The sequence below is a fragment of the Mesorhizobium sp. UC74_2 genome (assembly GCF_042701485.1).
Taxonomy (GTDB): Bacteria; Pseudomonadota; Alphaproteobacteria; order Rhizobiales; family Rhizobiaceae; genus Mesorhizobium.
This window is the reverse complement of the sequence record NZ_CP170562.1, coordinates 4,594,110-4,611,877: the sequence shown is the minus strand read 5'-3', so window position 1 is coordinate 4,611,877 and position 17,768 is coordinate 4,594,110. Positions and strand designations below refer to the sequence as shown.

General features: G+C 65.1%; 17 protein-coding genes. 12 read left to right on the top strand and 5 right to left on the bottom strand.

Going from position 1 to position 17,768, the window contains the following annotated elements:
• Positions 1-26 precede the first annotated feature (26 nt).
• Complete coding sequence (trpA, locus tag ACFJIU_RS22430) at positions 27-833, bottom strand: tryptophan synthase subunit alpha (RefSeq protein WP_379063669.1); 807 nt, start codon at positions 831-833, stop codon at positions 27-29.
• A gap of 2 nt (positions 834-835) precedes the next feature.
• A complete protein-coding gene (trpB, locus tag ACFJIU_RS22425; protein ID WP_379063666.1) occupies positions 836-2,086 on the bottom strand; it encodes a tryptophan synthase subunit beta in 1,251 nt (416 codons plus the stop codon).
• Between the two features lie 193 nt (positions 2,087-2,279).
• Between trpB and ACFJIU_RS22420 the strand changes: the two genes are divergently transcribed.
• The 11 genes from ACFJIU_RS22420 to ACFJIU_RS22370 all read left to right on the top strand — a co-directional run bounded on the left by ACFJIU_RS22420 (position 2,280) and on the right by ACFJIU_RS22370 (position 13,575).
• Positions 2,280-3,281: an AraC family transcriptional regulator gene (locus ACFJIU_RS22420; protein WP_379063664.1), complete on the top strand. Its 1,002-nt coding sequence runs from the start codon at positions 2,280-2,282 to the stop codon at positions 3,279-3,281.
• Between the two features lie 178 nt (positions 3,282-3,459).
• Positions 3,460-4,890, top strand: a complete 1,431-nt coding sequence (locus ACFJIU_RS22415) for an FGGY-family carbohydrate kinase (RefSeq protein WP_379073195.1) — start codon at positions 3,460-3,462, stop codon at positions 4,888-4,890.
• A gap of 99 nt (positions 4,891-4,989) precedes the next feature.
• The gene (locus ACFJIU_RS22410) at positions 4,990-5,898 is read left to right on the top strand and encodes a sugar ABC transporter substrate-binding protein (protein ID WP_379063662.1); all 909 of its coding nucleotides are present in this window, start codon (positions 4,990-4,992) and stop codon (positions 5,896-5,898) included.
• A 63-nt stretch (positions 5,899-5,961) separates the two neighbouring features.
• The gene (locus ACFJIU_RS22405; RefSeq protein WP_379063660.1) at positions 5,962-7,473 is read left to right on the top strand and encodes a sugar ABC transporter ATP-binding protein; all 1,512 of its coding nucleotides are present in this window, start codon (positions 5,962-5,964) and stop codon (positions 7,471-7,473) included.
• Positions 7,470-8,399 (top strand): ABC transporter permease, encoded by a 930-nt coding sequence (locus ACFJIU_RS22400; RefSeq protein ID WP_379063658.1) that lies wholly within the window; start codon positions 7,470-7,472, stop codon positions 8,397-8,399. Before ACFJIU_RS22405 ends, ACFJIU_RS22400 begins: the two co-directional genes overlap by 4 nt.
• Positions 8,396-9,094 carry a GntR family transcriptional regulator gene (locus ACFJIU_RS22395; protein WP_379063656.1) on the top strand — a complete coding sequence of 233 codons (699 nt, stop codon included), beginning with the start codon at positions 8,396-8,398 and terminating at the stop codon, positions 9,092-9,094. The genes ACFJIU_RS22400 and ACFJIU_RS22395 overlap by 4 nt, the downstream gene beginning before the upstream one ends.
• 513 nt (positions 9,095-9,607) lie before the next feature.
• Positions 9,608-9,817: a cold-shock protein gene (locus tag ACFJIU_RS22390; RefSeq protein WP_379063654.1), complete on the top strand. Its 210-nt coding sequence runs from the start codon at positions 9,608-9,610 to the stop codon at positions 9,815-9,817.
• Positions 9,818-9,933: 116 nt separating this feature from the next.
• Entirely contained in the window at positions 9,934-10,164 is a 231-nt protein-coding gene (locus ACFJIU_RS22385; protein ID WP_379063652.1) for a hypothetical protein, read from the top strand.
• A gap of 222 nt (positions 10,165-10,386) precedes the next feature.
• Complete coding sequence (locus ACFJIU_RS22380) at positions 10,387-12,708, top strand: glucose/quinate/shikimate family membrane-bound PQQ-dependent dehydrogenase (RefSeq protein ID WP_379063650.1); 2,322 nt, start codon at positions 10,387-10,389, stop codon at positions 12,706-12,708.
• Between the two features lie 289 nt (positions 12,709-12,997).
• A complete protein-coding gene (locus tag ACFJIU_RS22375; protein ID WP_379063648.1) occupies positions 12,998-13,252 on the top strand; it encodes a hypothetical protein in 255 nt (84 codons plus the stop codon).
• Positions 13,249-13,575: a DUF982 domain-containing protein gene (locus ACFJIU_RS22370; RefSeq protein ID WP_379063647.1), complete on the top strand. Its 327-nt coding sequence runs from the start codon at positions 13,249-13,251 to the stop codon at positions 13,573-13,575. Before ACFJIU_RS22375 ends, ACFJIU_RS22370 begins: the two co-directional genes overlap by 4 nt.
• A 273-nt stretch (positions 13,576-13,848) precedes the next feature.
• Here the strand turns inward: ACFJIU_RS22370 and ACFJIU_RS22365 are convergent, their stop codons facing one another.
• Entirely contained in the window at positions 13,849-14,595 is a 747-nt protein-coding gene (locus ACFJIU_RS22365) for a Crp/Fnr family transcriptional regulator (protein WP_379063645.1), read from the bottom strand.
• Between the two features lie 409 nt (positions 14,596-15,004).
• On the opposite strand from ACFJIU_RS22365, the gene ACFJIU_RS22360 reads away from it, so the two are divergent.
• Complete coding sequence (locus tag ACFJIU_RS22360) at positions 15,005-15,379, top strand: hypothetical protein (protein ID WP_379063643.1); 375 nt, start codon at positions 15,005-15,007, stop codon at positions 15,377-15,379.
• Between the two features lie 6 nt (positions 15,380-15,385).
• Here the strand turns inward: ACFJIU_RS22360 and ACFJIU_RS22355 are convergent, their stop codons facing one another.
• Both ACFJIU_RS22355 and ACFJIU_RS22350 read right to left on the bottom strand, forming a co-directional pair.
• The gene (locus ACFJIU_RS22355; RefSeq protein ID WP_379063641.1) at positions 15,386-16,579 is read right to left on the bottom strand and encodes an MFS transporter; all 1,194 of its coding nucleotides are present in this window, start codon (positions 16,577-16,579) and stop codon (positions 15,386-15,388) included.
• 169 nt (positions 16,580-16,748) lie between these two features.
• Complete coding sequence (locus tag ACFJIU_RS22350; RefSeq protein WP_379063639.1) at positions 16,749-17,753, bottom strand: TRAP transporter substrate-binding protein; 1,005 nt, start codon at positions 17,751-17,753, stop codon at positions 16,749-16,751.
• Between the last annotated feature and the right edge of the window lie 15 nt (positions 17,754-17,768).

Below are 17,768 nucleotides of genomic sequence, written 5' to 3'. Positions count from 1 at the left end.
CAACCTCGTCCTGAGGGCGAGATCGCCTAAGCGGCGGCCGTGGCGCTGCGCAGTTGTGCGACAAACGCGCTGACATCTTCCACCGGCGTGCCACTTTGCGTGCCGCGTTCGATGGTGCTGACAATCGCCGTGCCCACCACCACGCCATCGGCGGAGGCACCGATGGTGCGCGCCTGCTCGGCGGTCTTGACGCCGAAGCCGACACAGACCGGCAGTTCGGTGTGCTGCTTGATGCGCTGCACTGCGGTCGCCACCTTGGTTGTGTCAGCCAGTGCCGAACCGGTGATGCCCGTCATCGACACGTAGTAGACGAAACCGGACGTGTTCTCGAGCACCTTGGGCAGGCGCCTGTCGTCGGTGGTCGGCGTGGCCAGGCGGATGAAGTTGATGCCGGCCTTCAGCGCCGGAATGCACAGTTCCTCATCCATCTCCGCCGACAGATCGACGATGATCAGCCCGTCTATGCCACTGGTCCTGGCCTCGGTCAGGAAGCGGTCGACGCCATAGACATAGATCGGGTTGTAGTAGCCCATCAGCACGATCGGCGTCTCGTCGTCGCCCGTGCGGAAGTCGGCCGCCATGGCAAGCGTCTTCTTCAGCGTCTGGCCGCCCTTCAGCGCGCGCAGGCCGGCGGCCTGGATCGCCGGGCCGTCGGCCATCGGGTCGGAGAACGGCATGCCGAGCTCGATGATGTCGCTGCCGGCTTTCGGCAGTGCCTTCATGATCGACAGCGAGGTCTGGTAGTCTGGATCGCCGCCCATGAAATAGGTGACGAGCGCCGGACGGCCCTCTTGCTTCAGCTTCGCCATGCGGCGGTCGATGCGGGTGGTCATGCTCATATCTCCATGTCCATCATCTTTGCGACGGTGTGGACATCCTTGTCGCCGCGGCCTGACAGGTTGACGATGATGATCTTGTCCCTGGCCATGGTGGGGGCGATCTTGACGGCATGGGCGATCGCATGCGCCGATTCCAGCGCCGGGATGATGCCTTCGGTGCGGGTGCACAGCTGGAACGCTTCCAGCGCCTCGTCGTCGAGGATCGGCTGGTAGTCGACACGGCCCGTGTCGCGCAGGAAGCTGTGCTCGGGACCGACGCCGGGATAGTCGAGGCCGGCCGAGATCGAATGGCCCTCCAGGATCTGCCCGTCATCGTCCTGCAAAAGGTAGGTGCGGTTGCCATGCAGCACGCCCGGCCTGCCGGCATTCATCGAGGCGCAGTGCTCGACGCCGTCCAGCCCGCGTCCGCCCGCCTCGATGCCGATGATCTCGACATCCTTGTCGTCGAGGAAGGGATGGAACAGGCCGATCGCATTGGAGCCGCCGCCGACGGCGGCGATGATGGTGTCGGGCAGGCGGCCTTCCTGCTCCAGCATCTGCTGGCGCGCTTCCGTGCCGATGACCGACTGGAAGTCGCGCACCAGTTCCGGATAGGGGTGCGGGCCGGCGGCGGTGCCGATCAGGTAGTAGGTGTCCTCGACATTGGTGACCCAGTCCCGCAGCGCCTCGTTCATGGCATCCTTCAGCGTGCCGTGGCCGGCGGTGACCGGCCGCACTTCGGCGCCGAGCAGCTTCATGCGGAAGACGTTCGGGCTTTGGCGGGCGACGTCGGTGGCGCCCATGTAGACCACGCAAGGATAGCCGAAGCGGGCCGAGACGGTTGCGGAGGCGACGCCATGCTGGCCGGCGCCGGTTTCGGCGATGATGCGCTTCTTGCCCATGCGCTTGGCCAGCAGGATCTGGCCGAGGCAGTTGTTGATCTTGTGCGAGCCGGTGTGGTTGAGGTCCTCGCGCTTGAAGTAGATTTTCGCACCACCCCCGAGGCCCTTTGCCGAGGAAATGTCACGAAGATGGCGGGTCAGGCCTTCGGCGAAATAGAGCTTGGACGGGCGGCCGGCATAGAAGGTCGACAGCGCCGAGAGCTCGGCCTTGAACGCGGGATCGTTCTTGGCCTTCTCCCATTCCCGCTCCAGGTCGAGGATCAGCGGCATCAGCGTCTCGGCGACAAAACGCCCGCCGTAGATGCCGAACATTCCCTGTTCGTCAGGGCCCGTACGGAAGGAATTGGGTTGAAACTGCGCGCTCATCGGAAGGTCCGTTTGTTGTCGCTCGATTGTCGTTTGCCGGGGAGGGAACAAGTCAAGCGGCTCCGATAGGCAGGCGGTCAAAAAATAGACCTTGATTACAATGGCTTGCAAAAGAGCAGCCAAAGCAGCCGCTCCCTGCTTGTGCCCTTCCGCGGATAGACAAGCATCGCCGCCGCACCTATTCTCGTGCCGGATGACACCGGACCTGACCGATATCTCCAGCCGCCTTGCATGCGCTCCCGGCATCCGATCCGGTTCCGCGGATGGTGCCGTTGCGGCCCTGTCGACCAGTTACCGGCCGCACCGGCTGCATCTGTCGAACGAAGCATCGGCGCTCGACTTCCGCCACCACGCCATCGACTGCGAGGAGGCCTCCGTCAATTTCCTGCGCTATGGGCCGGAACTGACGGTCGACGCCGGTTCCTTCGACACGTTCTACATGCTGGAATTCCCGGTGAGCGGTGGCGTCGACCTCGCCTATGGCGACAAGCGGCTGGGTTCGCAGGTGGGCACCGGACTGCTTTTGTCGCCGGGTGCCTATATCCGCTCGACCTGGCGTGCCGACACTTCGCAGGTGATGTTGCGTCTCAAACGGACTTTTGTCGAGCGCGCCTGGCAGAACTACACCGGCGATGCCGAGCGCCGCACGCCGGTGTTTCGCGCCGAGATCGATCTCGGCTCGATGGCCGGCAGGCGCATCATGAGCCTGATCGGGTTGATCGTGACGGAACGGCTGGATCAAGGCCCGTCGGTCTCATCGTGCATGCCGCTTGTCAATGCGGTTCTCCAGACGGTTTTCGAGCACGCGCCTGCGCTGTCTGCCCCGCGGGTCGAGAGCACGCTGGCGGGAGCCGTGCCGCATTATGTCAGCGGTTTTCGCAAGCTGCTGGACAATCCGGCCAATCTGCAGCTGGCCATAGCCGACCTCGCCGCCCTGCTGCGCGTCACGCCAAGGACACTGACCGCCGGCATGCGCCGGTTCACCGGCCTGTCGCCGCACGAATATCTGACCGGCCAGCGCATGAAACATGCCCGCGTCCTGCTGAGCCAGGGCGACATGTCGATCACCGAGGCCGCCAGGACGGTCGGTTATGCCAATGCGGGCCGGTTTGCCGCCTGCTTTCGCGCCCACAGCGGCATGAACCCATCGCGCCTCATGGATGCCAGGGCCGATGCCAGCGGCCATTTTGAATGACCGTTGGTGCGCGCGCCGGTTGACTGTGTTCTTGGGGCGCCGCGCCCGTTGACAGGACATTTTCGGAAAGGCCTGTCCGTTTTCGGAAGTCCGTTTTCGTTTCCCGCGCAAACAGTTTGACAAAAGCCGGCCGGAAGCCTGCTCCTGACGCGATGTCGGGAGGGGCAGAGTGAGCGCCATGCTGGTCATCGATGTCGGCACGTCGGCGTTGAAGGCCGTCCTGTTCGGGCCGGACGGGTCGATCCTTGCCTCGGCTGTCGAGCCGATCGCCACTCGGCACGGAATGAATGGCGAGCATGAGCAGGATGCGGAAAACTGGTGGCGGGCACTGGGCAAGGTGGCCCGGATGCTTCCGGGCGCGGGCGCCGTGGCATCGGTGGCGTTTTCCGGCTCGATGCAGAACCTGATCGCGCTGCATGCCGATGGTCACCCCGCGGCACCGGCGGTGCTCTATTCCGATCAGCGCCTGGACGCCGGCGAGGTGTCTGGCCTGGCGGCGAAACTGCCGGCGGACTATGGCCGCCGGACGGGCAACAGGCCGGACGGCGCACACACAATCCTCAGGCTGATGGCGCGGCAGCGCTACGATTTGCCCGGCAACGATGTGTTCTGGACATTTGGCGCCAAGGATGCGCTGACCTTCAGGCTGACCGGCAGGCACGTCATCGACCCGACCGTCGCCTCCACCACCGGGCTGATGGATTTTTCGAGCCGGCAATGGGACCGCGAGCTCCTTGGCCTCGCTGGCGTCGGGGAGGCGTCCCTGCCGGCGATCGAACCGGCAAACGGCATTGTCGGCCTGGTCACTGCCGGTGCGGCCGCCGAGACTGGCCTCCCCGCCGGCATCCCCGTGTTCAATGGGGCGGGCGACGCCGCTGCCGCGACCTGGGGCGCGATGGCCGACGAACCGGGCACTGCCTACTGCTATCTCGGCACCACCGGCTGGGTGGCGGCGACCGTCCGCAGCGCCGACCACGTCCTGCCGCGCGACATCTACACGCTGGCCGATCCCGTGCGAGCCGATTGCGCCATCATCATCTCGCCTTTCCTGACCGCGGGTGCCGCCATGGACTGGCTCTCAGCCACCACCGGCCAGACCATCGAACGGCTCTGCAAGCGCGCGGCGAGCCACGACGAAGCGCCGGGCAGGCCGCTGTTCCTGCCCTATCTCGGCGGCGAGCGCGCGCCGTTCCAGGATCGCGACGTGCGCGGTGCGTTCCTCGGCCTCGAACAGACCAGCGACGCCGGCGCGCTGGCGCTGGCCGTCATGGAAGGTATTGCCTTCGCCGTCCGGCACAATCTGGATGCGGCGGAGCTTCCGCGCTCGCTGCTGACAGCCATCGGCGGCGGCGTCCGGCATCCGTTGCAGCAGCAGATCCTCGCCGACGTGCTTGACCGCGACATCCGCATTCCGGCCGACAGCGAGGCGACGACCGCCGCCGGCATCATGCGGATGGTGGCGGGCAAGGCAGGGATCACGATGGACGCCGTTGCGCGGGACACCATCGTGAAACCGCGGCCGCAACGCGTTCAACGTCACGCCAGGCGCTACGATGCCTATCTTTCCGCCTCGTCCATGGCACGGACGCTGGCGGCCGGACTGGAGTGACAGGCTTGAGCATGATCCCGAAAAGTGGGAACCGGTTTTCGGAAAAGATCACGCTGGAACAAGGAATGCGCGATCGGCGCAACCCAGGGGAGGAAGGACATGAAAAGAACATTCGCGGCACTCTTGGCATTGGCCCTGAGCAGCACGGCGGCACTCGCGGAAGACATTGCGGTGCTGACGCCTTATCTGAGCTCGGTGACCACCAATGAGATGATCGAGACCTACAAGAGCGAAGCCGCGCCGAAGGGCTGGAGCATCAACGTCGTCGATACGCGCGGCGACTTCCAGCAGCTGGCGAGCCGGGTGGAAGACGTCACCAATGCCGGCGTGAAAGCCATCGTGCTGGTCAGCGTCGATCCCAACCAGATCGTCGATCAGGTCGAGGCCGCGTCGGCCAAGGGCATCCCGGTGATCGTACTCGACGGCGCCGTGGCCAAGGGCGTGACCGTCAACATCACCACGGACAATTTCGCGCTGGGCACCATCCTGTCGGACTATCTGTTCAAGGCGATGGGCGACAAGGGCAACATCGTCAAGTTCTTCCATTCCGCCCATCCGGGTGTCCGGCAGCGCGAACTGGCACTCGACAAGGCGCTTGCCGCGCATCCCGGCATCAAGGTGATTGCCGAGCACTACGTTCAGGTTCCAGGCCCGATCGACAATGCGCGCCAGGCTATGGAAACATTCCTGCGCCAGCATGGCAGCCAGATCAACGGCGTCTGGGCGGCATGGGACGAGCCGGCCATCGGCGCGCTGCTGGCGATCCAGACCGATGCAGCCGATTCCAAGGTGCTGATCGCCGGCATCGACGGTAACCCGCAAGCGCTCGACCTGATCAAGCAGTGTACGAACCTGGTGGCGACCGTTCGCCAGGATTTCCCCGCCATCGCGAAAACCGCGGTGTCCGAAACGGCTGCGGCACTCGAGGGCAGGAAACCGGAAAAGCCGGAGATCTTCGTCGAGGCCAAGGTGGTGGACCGCGCAAGCCTCGGTGTCACCTGCAACTGACGGAAAGAGACGGTTGGAGGGGCGAGTTGCCATCAGTGAGATGCCGTGACGGGAGATAGGGCGATGCTGGAGGTTGCCGGGCTGGCAAAGCGCTTCGGCGGCGTTCGCGCCCTTGACGGCGTCGCGCTCAGCGTCGCCGCCGGGCGGGTGCATGCGCTGCTTGGCGAAAACGGGGCCGGCAAGTCGACCCTGCTCAAATGCCTCTCGGGCGTGCACCAGCCGGATGGCGGCAGCATGCTGCTGGACGGCCGCGAATTCGCGCCATCGACACCGGCGCATTCCGAAAAGGCCGGCCTGCGCTTCGTGCATCAGGAACTGAACCTGGTGCCGCATTTCACCGCCTATGAGAATGCCTGGGTCGGCCGCCGTTATCCGCGGCGCGGCGGACTGGTCGACTGGCGCGTCATGCGGGCCCGGTTCTCGCAGACCTGCGAGCGCTACGGCCTCGACATCGACATCGACCAGCCGGTCGGGCGCATGTCGATCGGCAGGCAGCAGATCGTCGAGATCCTGCGGGCGTTGATGGACGAGGCGCGCATCCTGGTGCTCGACGAGCCGACCGCGGCACTGAGCGAAAAGGAGGCGGCGGTGCTTCACCGCATCGTTCGCCAGCTCGCCCTGCATGGCTGCGCGGTGATTTTCGTATCGCACCGGCTCGAGGAGGTGATGGCGATCGCCGACGACTACACAGTGCTGGTCAACGGCGCGACGGCCGGTTCGGGACGGATCGCCGACACCGATCGCGACCGGCTGGTCGCGCTGATGGCGGGCGGCGCGTTTGACGCCCGGCCCGCCGCGCCAGCGACAACCGCAGGCCCGACGGTGCTGGCGCTGTCGCAGTTTGCTGCGGCTCCCGGACGCCGGCCTGTCGATCTCGACGTCGCCGCGGGCGAGATCGTCGGCATCTACGGCATCGTCGGCAGCGGCCGCTCGAGCCTGCTCAAGTCGATCTGGGGTGCCAATGCGCAGAGCCGGGGCAATATTTCCATCGACGGACGCGCGCTGCCGGCAACGGGCATCGCCTCGCGCATCCGGGCCGGGGTCGCCTTCGCGCCGGAAGACCGGCGCTCGGCGGGCCTGGTGATGGATCATTCCATCCTCGACAACACGCTGCTGCCGCGCCTGAAGTTCAACCGGCTGGTGCAGGCCTTGCCCTTCCTGTCCTGGCGTTCGGCGCGCCGCGATGTCGGCCGGCTTCTGGCGCAGCGCGGCGTCAAATACGGCACCATCAACGACCGCATGTCGACGCTGTCGGGCGGCAACCAGCAGAAGGCGCTGATCGGGCGCTGGGTCCGTCCGACCTGTCGCCTCTATCTGCTCGACGAGCCGACGCGCGGCGTCGACGTGCGCTCGAAAGCCGAAATCCATGCGCTGTGCCACAGCCTCGCCGGGCAAGGTGCTGCGGTCGTCTTCGCCACCTCCGACATCGAGGAGCTGGTCACCCTGGCCGGGCGGGTGCTGGTGATGGCCGGCGGCACGATTACGCTCGACAGCCCGAACCGCGACCTCAGCCGTCGTGCCATCGTCGAGGCCGCGGTGCAGTCGTCGCGGGCAATCGAGGGGAGCCAGCCATGACCTTGATCTCGCGCTTCGGCACGCTGCTTGGCCTGGTGGCCATCATCGCCCTGTTCTCGATCCTGTCCCCGACGGGCTTCGCGCAACCTTCCAACCTGATCAACATCACGCAGCAGATGGCGCTGCTCGCCATCGTCGCACTCGGGGTCGTCTTCGTCATGGCGGTGTCCGAATTCGATCTGTCGATCGGCGCCGTCGTCTCGATGGCCGGCATCACCAGCGTCTACCTGTTCGGGCTGGGCTGGGGCATCGCGCCCACGATCGCGGTCACGCTTGCCGCCGGCTTCGCGGTCGGCTGTGTCAACGGCCTTGTCGTTTCAGCCTGGCGGGTGCCGAGCTTCATCATGACCCTGGCCATGGGCACCATCATCGGCGGCTTCACCTTCTGGCTCAGCGCCGGTGCCACGCTGTTCGGCAACATCCCGCCCGCGTTCCGCGATCTTGGCCGCGGCTATCTCGCCGGCATTCCGGTGCCGACGCTGTGGGCGCTGGCTGCGGTGCTGTTCGTGACGCTGATGCTGGACTGGACCGAGCTCGGGCGGCGCATGCTGGCGCTCGGCGGCAACCGCGAAGCCGCGCGCCTCACCGGCGTTCCCGTCGTGCCGACCACCATCAAGGCCTTTGGCCTGTGCTCCGCCATGGCGGCAGCGGCCGGGCTTCTGCTGACGGCGAAACTCGGCAGCGCGCACCCCACCGGCGGCAACGGCTTCCTGCTGCAGGCCTATGCCGCCGTCTATCTAGGCATCACCGCGTTTCGCGACGGCCAGCCAAGTGCCGCCGGCACGCTGCTCGGCACCGCGATCATCGCCGTCGTCGCCAACGGGCTGACCATCCTCGGCATTCCCAACTACATGCAGGATGTGCTGACCGGCCTTATCATCATCGCGTCGGTGCTGGTGCGCAATGTCGGGAGCCGGGGGGGATGACCGCTCAGGAGCCGGCCCATGTGCGCATCGCCCGCGCGCTTGCTGCGGAATTCGGCAACAGCCTTTGGCAGGCCAATGAACCGCTGCCCTCGGAGACAGAACTCGCCCGCTATTTCAAGGTGACGCGCCGCACCTTGCGCAAGGCGCTGTCGATCGTCGAGGCCGAGGGGCTGATCACCAAGAACCAGGGCCGCAATTCCCTCTATCGGGGCCGCTCCATCGCACTGTCGCACGACACCATCGTCGACCTGCCGACAGCGGCTCGCGAGGCCGGTTTCCGATTGACGACGAAGCTGTTGCGTCTGGGCGAGGCGCATGCCGGCCTCGCCGAGGCCCGGGCGCTTTCCGTCAAGCTCGGCGAGACCGTCGGCGAGATCTGCCGGCTCAGGCTGCTCGACGGTCGGCCGGTCGTGCAGCAGCGTTCCGTCATTCCGGAAAACCTTCTCGCCGGGATACGGCCGATCGACCTGGAGCGCAGCTCGCTCTACCGCGAACTGCAGCGACTGCATGGCATCGATGGGCTCGTCATCGGCCGCGAGCAATTCGTCCAGTCGTCCGCGACGGTTGAGGAGGCGGGCTTTACCGGCATCGAGCCGGGCCATCCAGTCGTGCGCGTGCTCCGGCTCGTGCTGGCCGACGGCAGGCCTGTCGAATATTCGAACTCGATCCTGCTTGGAGAGTATTTCCGGTTCTGAGCGGCACTTCCGGCAAGCCTTCGCATCGGATGCGCTCGGATCGGATGCCCTCAGATGAGATGGTTGCGTTCCATCATTTCCCTGGCGCGCCGGGCCGCGCCCGAGGCATCGTTGTCGCAGCAGCGCCGTGTTGCCGTTGTTGGCGGGATCACGATTGACGGGCTCTCGGCGGCCGGCTCTTCCTTCGGCAAGCCCCGAAGGTCGCGGCCAAACCGGAACAGGGCGTCTCTGCTTGTAGCGTAGAACGAAGGCATCATTGGCTCCCGTCATCCGGAGGTTCCGCCCCGGAAAAAACATGCGCTCCCGGTGCTCCGCTGTCCATGTCTAATTTGAGTATTTTCCTCGAGCCTTGTATTTGCTGCAAAATCGTTCTAAGTATTTCAAATCGATCTTGCCTGTTGAGCTTGTTTTGGCGTTCTGACGCCTGACCGATCTTCCTCTCAATTTCGAAAACTACGGCGCCTGGCATGATGTCGGGCGGCGAATTTCTGTGTCAATTGAAAGGAAATTCTGATGGCCTCCGGAACAGTAAAGTTCTTCAATGCCACCAAGGGCTTCGGGTTTATCGCGCCGGACGACGGTTCCAATGATGTCTTCGTCCACGTGTCGGCAGTGGAACGCGCCGGTATGCGCGGTCTCGCCGAAGGACAGAAGGTGAATTTCGACGTCGTTGCCGATCGCAAGACCGGCAAAAGCGCTGCTGATAACCTGCAGGCGATCTGAGACAGGTCGTTTCTGGCTGCTGACCACGGATGTACTGGCATCGGCCATGGAGATGACTTTTGGAGAAGGTCGGGTTCGCCCGGCCTTTTTTCATTTTTTCATTCGCGGAGACTGAAATGGACAAATCCATTCCCAACGATGTGTTCAAGCCGAAGCCGACCCGGACGGAGTCGAAGGACGACACCACGTCGAAAGCGGCAAAGGCGATCATCAACGACGAATTGGCCCAGCGCCGGGCCAAGACCGAACGGCTGCGGCAGGCACGGCTTGCCCAGGAAGCCGTGGCTGCCGTTGAGAGCAAGCCCGCAAAACCAAAGCCACGCGCCAGGAAAGCCGACAAAGCGTAGGTCTGGCTCAAGGGCCGACGCGGCAGATCCGTCCGCCGCAGGCACAGTGGAAGCTGCGAATGCCCGTTGACGGCTTCGGACCTGTCAGCAGCTGTCCGTGATCATCAGGATCGGGCATGGCGTCGCGGCCACAGCACATCTTTGACCAATCGCAATAACCGGTTAAGGTCACTTCGGGTCGCGGGGTTCTACGAGCTGTCATTCAACAGTCTGGGCGGCACCATGATCATGTTCACCTCTCTCCTGCTGGCTCTGTTAGGCCTCCTGCTCGGTGCCGGCGGCATCTGGCTTGTCACCCTCGGCGGTAGTCCCGCCTATCTCGCCATTGGCGTCATCTTCCTGGTGGTGGCGCTGCTGCTTTACAGGCGCAGCGCCCTGGCGCTCTGGGTCTATGCGCTGCTGGTGATCGCCGCGCTCGGCTGGGCGATCTGGGAAGTCGGCTTCGACTGGTGGCAGCTCGGTCCGCGCGGCGGGTTGATCATCCTGATCGGGCTCTGGCTGCTGACCCCATGGGTGCGCCGCTCGCTGCGTTCGGCCGATGGCACCGAGCCAGGCGCCTGGCCCCTGGCCATTCCGGTGCTGGCGGCCATCGTGGTTGCGGGCTATTCGATGACCACCGACCCGCACGATGTCGCGGGCGAGCTTCCGAAGGAGGGCGCTGCCGTCGCTTCGCTCGGCAATCTCGTGCCGCCCGGCGACTGGCATCAATATGGCCGCACGCAGTTCGGCCAGCGCTATTCGCCGCTCGACCAGATCAACGTCGCCAATGTCGCCAGCCTGAAGGAAGCCTGGCGCTATCAGACCGGCGACGTGAAGCTGCCCGAGGACATCGGCGAAACCACCTACCAGGTCACGCCGCTGAAGGTCGGCGATACGCTTTATCTCTGCACGCCGCACAATCTGGCCATCGCGCTCGATGCCGAAAGCGGCAAGGAGAAATGGCGGTTCGATGCCAAGCCGGGCCTCAATCCCGACCGCCAGCACCAGACCTGCCGGGGCGTCACCTATTGGGTGGACACACGCGTCGCCGCCGGCGAGCCCTGTGCCGCGCGCGTCTACCTGCCGACCTCGGACGCCAGGCTGATCGCGCTCGATGCTGCCAGCGGCAAGGTCTGCGAGAGCTTTGCCGACAAGGGCGCGCTGCATCTGGAAGCCGGCATGAAATACAATCCGGCCGGCTATTATTATTCGACCTCGCCGCCGGTCGCCGTCGACGACAAGCTGATCATCGGCGGCGCGGTCAACGACAACTATTCCACGCAGGAACAGTCCGGCGTCATCCGCGCTTTCGACATCCGCACCGGCACGCTGCTGTGGAACTGGGATTCCGGCAATCCCGACGACACCCGGCCGATCGCCGAAGGCGCCACCTACACCACCAATTCGCCGAACAGCTGGTCGGTGTTCAGCGTCGACGAGCGGCTGGGGCTGGTCTACATCCCGCTCGGCAATCAGGTGCCGGATCAGCTCGGCATGGGCCGCAGCGAGCATGTCGAGCGTTTCTCGTCCTCGATCGTGGCGCTGGATATCCTCACCGGCAAGCTGCGCTGGGTGCGCCAGACCGTGCATCACGACCTCTGGGACATGGACGTTCCGGCGCAGCCGGTGCTGTTCGACCTGACCAAGGCGGATGGCACCATCGTGCCGGCGCTGGTCGGGCCGACCAAGCAGGGCGACATCTACGTGCTCGACCGGCGCACCGGCGAGCCGATCATCCCGGTGCGCGAGATTCCGGCGCCCGGCGGCGCCATCCCGGAGGACTTCTCCGCGCCGACGCAGCCGATCTCCGACCTGACCTTCTCGCCGCCGCCGCTGCAGGAGAAGGACATGTGGGGCGTCTCGCTGTTCGACCAGATGATGTGCCGCATCAACTTCCACCGCCTGAACTATGAGGGCCGCTACACGCCGCCCTCGCTCAAGGGCACCATCGTCTATCCCGGCAATTTCGGCGTCTTCAACTGGGGCAGCGTCGCCGTCGATCCCGAACGGCAGATCATGTTCGGCATGCCGACCTATCTCGCCTTCACCTCGCGTCTGGTGCCCCGCGCCGATGTCCCGCCGAAGGGCAGCAACGAGAAGGGCAGCGAGCAGGGTCTGAACCGCAACGAAGGCGCCCCATACGGCGTCTATATGGGTCCGTTCCTCGGCCCGCTCGGCATTCCCTGTCAGGCGCCGCCCTGGGGTTATGTCGCCGGCGTCGACCTGAAGTCGGGCAAGATCGCCTACAGGCACAAGAACGGCACGGTCACCGACATGACGCCGCTGCCTCTGCCGTTCAAGCTGGGCGTTCCCGGTATCGGCGGGCCGATGCTGACGCGCGGCGGCGTGGCGTTCCTGGGCGCCGCGGTGGACGACTATCTGCGCGCCTATGACGTCACCACCGGCCGGCAGCTCTGGCAGGCAAGGCTGCCGGCCGGCGGCCAGGCCACGCCGATGACCTTTGCCACCGCCAGCGGCAAGCAGTATGTGGTCATGGTTGCCGGCGGCCACGGCTCGGTCGGCACCAAGCCCGGCGACTACGTCATCGCCTATACGTTGCCGTAGGCGGGTCTCCCGACAAGGCCCGCCCGCTTCGCCGGGCGGGCCTTCGGAGGTGGCCGGGGCAGATCCGCGGGCAACAACGCGAAATAAATGCGCGCCAGTCGACACAGCATTTTCTAACTCGTTGATAACACAGGAATAGTCCTGTCTTCATACGTGACCGCTTGTGTCCACTTGTGGACAGACGGCCGCCGGAAACGGGCGCATGGTTCCGTCATCGGCGGTAGTTGACCAGGGCATCGCCGACTGTAAGCGCCTCATGCGCTTCCGCCCCAAATGAAGGGAGGAAGCCATGCCGGTTCCTCATCATCCCAGTGGTATCGCCTATCCCGACGACCTGAAATTCCTCAAGGAAATCTACGACGCCGTCTGCTTCGAGCGTGGTTTCCACTGCGGCAGTCCTGCCGCCACCGACCTTGCGCGGGCGACGATGGACCTGTTCGCGCAAGGGGTGATCGAGGAAGCCGAGATCCGGGAATGTCTCGACGCCTATCTCGGGCGCAAATCGACGGCCGGCGAATTGCTGCGAACCGAGGCGCAATCATGAGCCCGTTCACGCCGCTGACATTCCGCACCGCACGCGGCTATGAGCTCAACATTGCAAGGCTGAACGACGTGGTCAAAGCCATCTCGATGGCCTGGCCGGACAAGGAGTGCGAACTCTACCGCAATGCCGCTCATCTGGCGGAGAAAGCCAGGCAGGGCTGGTGTACGCCGCGGGCGGCTTTTGATGCCTTCGTCATTGCGGCGCGGGCGCAGGGCTGCATCGTCGAGTGCCGGCAATTGCGGGAGCGCGTTGCCCGGGAACTCTCCGCCATCGAGCCGGAGAATTTCAATCCCCTGGAGGGCCTGCCGCCAACGCACCCGTAAGCGCTCGCCGGCCGCACGTACCGACCCGGTAAGGAGTGTGGACATACCGGGCCGGCGCTCGCGCTCTGGTGGTCGGAGGGACTGACCACCAGTCTTGTTGAAACTGGCCAGCCCGGCTGCCGTTCCAAAAAGAAGCGCTGCCCGCAAGGGAGCAGGGCAGCGCAAGCTGGGAGCACTCCGATGAAGTCTTCGGCAACCCGCCTCCAGTGTCGATCGGTTCATGCCAGGGTCCATTTCGCCGGGCCGTCGGCAGTGACCCGCCGACCAGGACGTTCAGTGTTTCTCCGCCTCGTCCTGTCCGTTCGGGTAGACCCCTTTCAGCACATTGTCGAAGTGGCGGGTGACGGCGGCATTGCACTCGCAGGCGATCGAGCGGAGCTTGCCCTTCTTGTGCACGACGACGTGGCCACGTTTCGTTTCGATGATGCCCTCGCCGCGCAGGTCGTGGAAGACGCGGGCAAGGTAGCTGCGCCCCACCCCCAGCATGGCTGCAAGGTGCTCCTGCGTCAGCGTCAGGTCATGCCTGCCGGTCCGGTCCATGGCGGCGAGCAGCCATTTGGCGGTGCGTTGTTCGATCGAGTGGGCGGCATTGCAGGCCACCGACTGGAAGATCTGCGCCAGCAGGCAGTCGGCATAACGCGTCAGCAGGTGGCGCAGGTTCGGCGACCGGCTTTTCGCCTGTTCGAGATCCTGCACGTCGATCCGCCAGAAGGACGCGCCGACCTGAACCACGGCGCGGGCGTAGGCAGGCAGTTTCCCCTGGCTGACGATGCCGCCGACGGCACCTTCGCGCCCGACCAGCACCGTTTCGATGCCGCGGCCGTCGCGGAGCACGACGAGATAGGAGATCAGGCTCGGGCCGCGCGGGAAGTAGGCATGGCGAACCGTGTCGCCCGGCTCCTGGATCAGCGTTCCCGATTGTGCCGACCAGTCCTCCAGGTGCGGCTGCAGCAGGGCCCAGTCATCCGGCCGCAAGGCGCGCAGCAGGTTGTTGTCCACCGTGTCGAGCGATCCGTGCATGGCAATCGCGTCCTCTCTGCCTGGCTCATTCCATAGCCAACGCGAAAGGCGGGGAAATGTTCATCGGTATTCGGAGCGCCGTCTCGTTCGTTGGGCTGGCAGATTTCACTGCGCCCGGTCGGCGCAGTCAAGGAGAACGGGCTGGCCGGCCCCGAAGGCAATATTCGGGAGCACTGCGGCATCGGCAAGGATCGCGTCAGACAAGATGCGGCCAGCTTGTCCGGTCGTCCGCACCGAGCTTTCGCGGCAGAATATAACCCGGTCCCATCGATACGGTTTTATTCTGTCGAGCGCCGTTCGACTTCGTGGAACCTTTTTCGGAGTTGCGCGTTAGCGATGATCTTTTTGGCGTTGTTGCGTATTTCAGTTTCGCAGATGACAGGCAGCAGGGCTGCCAGGGTGGTCAGCGATGTGGAAGCCACGCCAGGCCCGGCAAGGGCATCATTCCGGAACCGTGGATCGTTATCCCGGCTGCAATGTCGCGGCGGGGATACTTGTGTTGGTCGGGGCGACTTTACTCCCCGCTACCACCGGTGCGCATGACGCGCCTGCCGGCTGGAGCTACGACATAGAGTGCTGTTCCGGGCTCGACTGCTACCAGGCCCCGGCCTCCGACGTGAAGGAAACCCGGGACGGCTACCTGCTCTCGACAGGAGAACTCATCCCCTACAGCGATCGTCGCGTCCGGCCTTCCCGCGACGAGTTCTTCCACGAATGCAAGCCGGGCGGCCAGACCGCCTCGCCACGCTCGCTCTGCCTTTATGTGCCGAACCGCGGTTTGTAGGGCAACTTAGCCGGAGACCTCCGCCCTGGGCCGGCGAAAGATCAGGCCGCCGCCCTGGCGGGCGAATGCCAGTGCCAGTTCCGCCAGGCCAAATGCGAGGATGGCGGCAACGAACCATGGCAGGCCGGCGTGGACGATCAGCCAGGCGCCGAGTGTCGGGAAGCCGAAGATGCCGACGAAATAGGCGATGACGAACCAGGTCAGCGCGGCGTTCCTGTGTTCCACCGGCGCGTCGTTGACGGCTTGCGTCTGGATCAGCGAATAGACCAGGCCATATCCGACCCCCAGCAGGATCGCGCTGGCGATCTGGACGGCAACGCCGTAGCCGAGCCCGAAGACGACCGCGATGCCCACGCACATCGTTATGAGCAGGATGATGGAGGCTCTGTCGCCGTTGGCTCGGTTGACGATCGGCGCCAGGGTGAAGCGGGTGGCCACGACGGTCAGGGCGTAGGCGGCGAAATAGGTGCTGGCCGCCAGCCCCGTGCCCTCGACCAGCGATGTCTGGAAGGTCAGCACGCCGCTGAACACGCAGGCACCCAGCCCCACCATGACGATCGGGTAGAGCGCTTTTGTGCGTGCGATCGACGGCAGCGCCGCCACCCAGTTTCCACGGCTGGCCACGGCGGCGGCCTGCCGGTCGTAGGACGCGATGATCTCGAAGATCACCAGCATCAGCGCGGCCAGCGCCGTCGATGCGGCGACGACCTCGAACGCCTGCGCCGTCGTCAGGCCGAGATGGTCGATCAGCCCCGTCGCGACGATGGGGCTCAGTCCGATGCCGCCCATCTGGAACGCACCATAGCGCGTGAACCAGAAGCCGCGGTCGCTGTCGGTGACGCGGACGGAAAGCGACATCGGCCCGGCCAGGAAAAACGTTCCCCAGCCGAGGCCGATGAAGAACCCGGCCACAACGATCGTGGGAGCGACGGCCGAGATCCATGCGAGGCCGACATAGCCGGCGGCGACCAGCGCCGCACCCACGGCCGCCATGCGCGCCGCGCCGAGCCGGTTCGCGAACCAGCCGACGAGCGGCACGCCGACCAGCGTGCCGACCATCGCCCCGCTCAGCGTTATGCCTGTCTCGATCTCGCTGCCGCCAAGAGCGCGGAAATGCATCGTCAGCAGGAATGTCGCGCCATAGCCGACCGAAGTGAGAAGCGTCGCGATGAACAGCAGATAGGCGTGGGAAGACCGCATGATGGCCGGAACCTCTTGAAAAAGCGGTCCTAGCATTTGCCAGGTTTCGCGGTTTTTACAGGTCCACTTCGCGTATCCATGTCGGACCGCTCTGGAGTAGGGAGGCGAAGCAAGCTTGGCGCCTCTATCTCCCGCCTTTATCCCCCACCAGGGGGATAAAGGCGCTCCATCAAGCCACCGCCCGGATCGCCTCGATCCTGTCCAGCCCGCCCACCGTTCCGGCGAAGCTTTCCCAGACGCCCCTGGCGCCCTTTTCCCATGCGGCGCGGTCCTGCGGCTGCGCGACATGGCCGCCTTTCTCGGCGGCTTTCGCCACCGACACCCCCTCGTCCTCGACGATGAGCTGGTTGAAATGGGCCGCCCCTTCGCTGGCGGCGGCCTGGAACACGGCCTTCTGCTCGTCGTTGAGGCCGTTCCAGAAGCCGGTCGAGAAATAGACGACGCCCGATGCCCAGATATGGCCGGTCTCGGTCAGGTACGGCACCACTTCGTAGAGCTTGAAGCTGGCATAGGCGGATTTGGTCAGGTCCATGGCGTCGGCGACGCCGGTCGCCAGCGCATTGTAGGTCTCGGTGATCGGAATGCCGATCGGCGTCGCGCCGAAGGCGCTCCACAGTTTGGTGTGCAGCGGGCTCTGGATGACGCGGATGCGCTTGCCCTGCAGCTGCTCCGGCCGCACGGTCTCTTCCTTGGTCAGCAGGTGGCGCGCGCCGTAGTTGATGTAGTCGAGCGCGACGAAGTCCTGCGCCAGCAGCTTCTGCTTGAGGTCCTTGCCGACATCGCCGTCGACGACCTTGCGCACATGGGCGGCGTCGCGGAACAGGAACGGCAGGTCGAGGATCTGCAGTTCCGGCACCCAGCTGGTCAGCCACGACACCGTCGACTGGCTGGCCTGGATGGAACCCAGCCTTATGCCCTCTGCGACTTCCTTTTCGCCGCCCAGCGCGCCGTCCTTGACGATGTTGAAATGGAACTGCCCCGGCAGCTTCGCCTCGACGAGGTCGCGGATCTTGAACCAGATCCTGGTTTCCGGCTTGTCGTCGCCGAACAGCGAGGCGACCGTCAGCTTCGTCGCGGCCTGCGCCCGGCCGATGATCGCCGGTGCGAACAGCGCGCCGCCGGCAATGGCGGCGGTGGCCTGCAGGAAATTGCGTCGGCTAATGAACTTGCTCATGAGGGATCATCCGTT

What these genes read in the sequence shown, in the direction of transcription:
- trpA (WP_379063669.1), bottom strand. Translation starts at nt 833, where the DNA reads ATGACCACCCGCATCGACCGCCGCATGGCGAAGCTGAAGCAAGAGGGC.
- trpB (WP_379063666.1), bottom strand. Translation starts at nt 2,086, where the DNA reads ATGAGCGCGCAGTTTCAACCCAATTCCTTCCGTACGGGCCCTGACGAA.
- ACFJIU_RS22420 (WP_379063664.1), top strand. Translation starts at nt 2,280, where the DNA reads ATGACACCGGACCTGACCGATATCTCCAGCCGCCTTGCATGCGCTCCC.
- ACFJIU_RS22415 (WP_379073195.1), top strand. Translation starts at nt 3,460, where the DNA reads ATGCTGGTCATCGATGTCGGCACGTCGGCGTTGAAGGCCGTCCTGTTC.
- ACFJIU_RS22410 (WP_379063662.1), top strand. Translation starts at nt 4,990, where the DNA reads ATGAAAAGAACATTCGCGGCACTCTTGGCATTGGCCCTGAGCAGCACG.
- ACFJIU_RS22405 (WP_379063660.1), top strand. Translation starts at nt 5,962, where the DNA reads ATGCTGGAGGTTGCCGGGCTGGCAAAGCGCTTCGGCGGCGTTCGCGCC.
- ACFJIU_RS22400 (WP_379063658.1), top strand. Translation starts at nt 7,470, where the DNA reads ATGACCTTGATCTCGCGCTTCGGCACGCTGCTTGGCCTGGTGGCCATC.
- ACFJIU_RS22395 (WP_379063656.1), top strand. Translation starts at nt 8,396, where the DNA reads ATGACCGCTCAGGAGCCGGCCCATGTGCGCATCGCCCGCGCGCTTGCT.
- ACFJIU_RS22390 (WP_379063654.1), top strand. Translation starts at nt 9,608, where the DNA reads ATGGCCTCCGGAACAGTAAAGTTCTTCAATGCCACCAAGGGCTTCGGG.
- ACFJIU_RS22385 (WP_379063652.1), top strand. Translation starts at nt 9,934, where the DNA reads ATGGACAAATCCATTCCCAACGATGTGTTCAAGCCGAAGCCGACCCGG.
- ACFJIU_RS22380 (WP_379063650.1), top strand. Translation starts at nt 10,387, where the DNA reads ATGATCATGTTCACCTCTCTCCTGCTGGCTCTGTTAGGCCTCCTGCTC.
- ACFJIU_RS22375 (WP_379063648.1), top strand. Translation starts at nt 12,998, where the DNA reads ATGCCGGTTCCTCATCATCCCAGTGGTATCGCCTATCCCGACGACCTG.
- ACFJIU_RS22370 (WP_379063647.1), top strand. Translation starts at nt 13,249, where the DNA reads ATGAGCCCGTTCACGCCGCTGACATTCCGCACCGCACGCGGCTATGAG.
- ACFJIU_RS22365 (WP_379063645.1), bottom strand. Translation starts at nt 14,595, where the DNA reads ATGCACGGATCGCTCGACACGGTGGACAACAACCTGCTGCGCGCCTTG.
- ACFJIU_RS22360 (WP_379063643.1), top strand. Translation starts at nt 15,005, where the DNA reads ATGTGGAAGCCACGCCAGGCCCGGCAAGGGCATCATTCCGGAACCGTG.
- ACFJIU_RS22355 (WP_379063641.1), bottom strand. Translation starts at nt 16,579, where the DNA reads ATGCGGTCTTCCCACGCCTATCTGCTGTTCATCGCGACGCTTCTCACT.
- ACFJIU_RS22350 (WP_379063639.1), bottom strand. Translation starts at nt 17,753, where the DNA reads ATGAGCAAGTTCATTAGCCGACGCAATTTCCTGCAGGCCACCGCCGCC.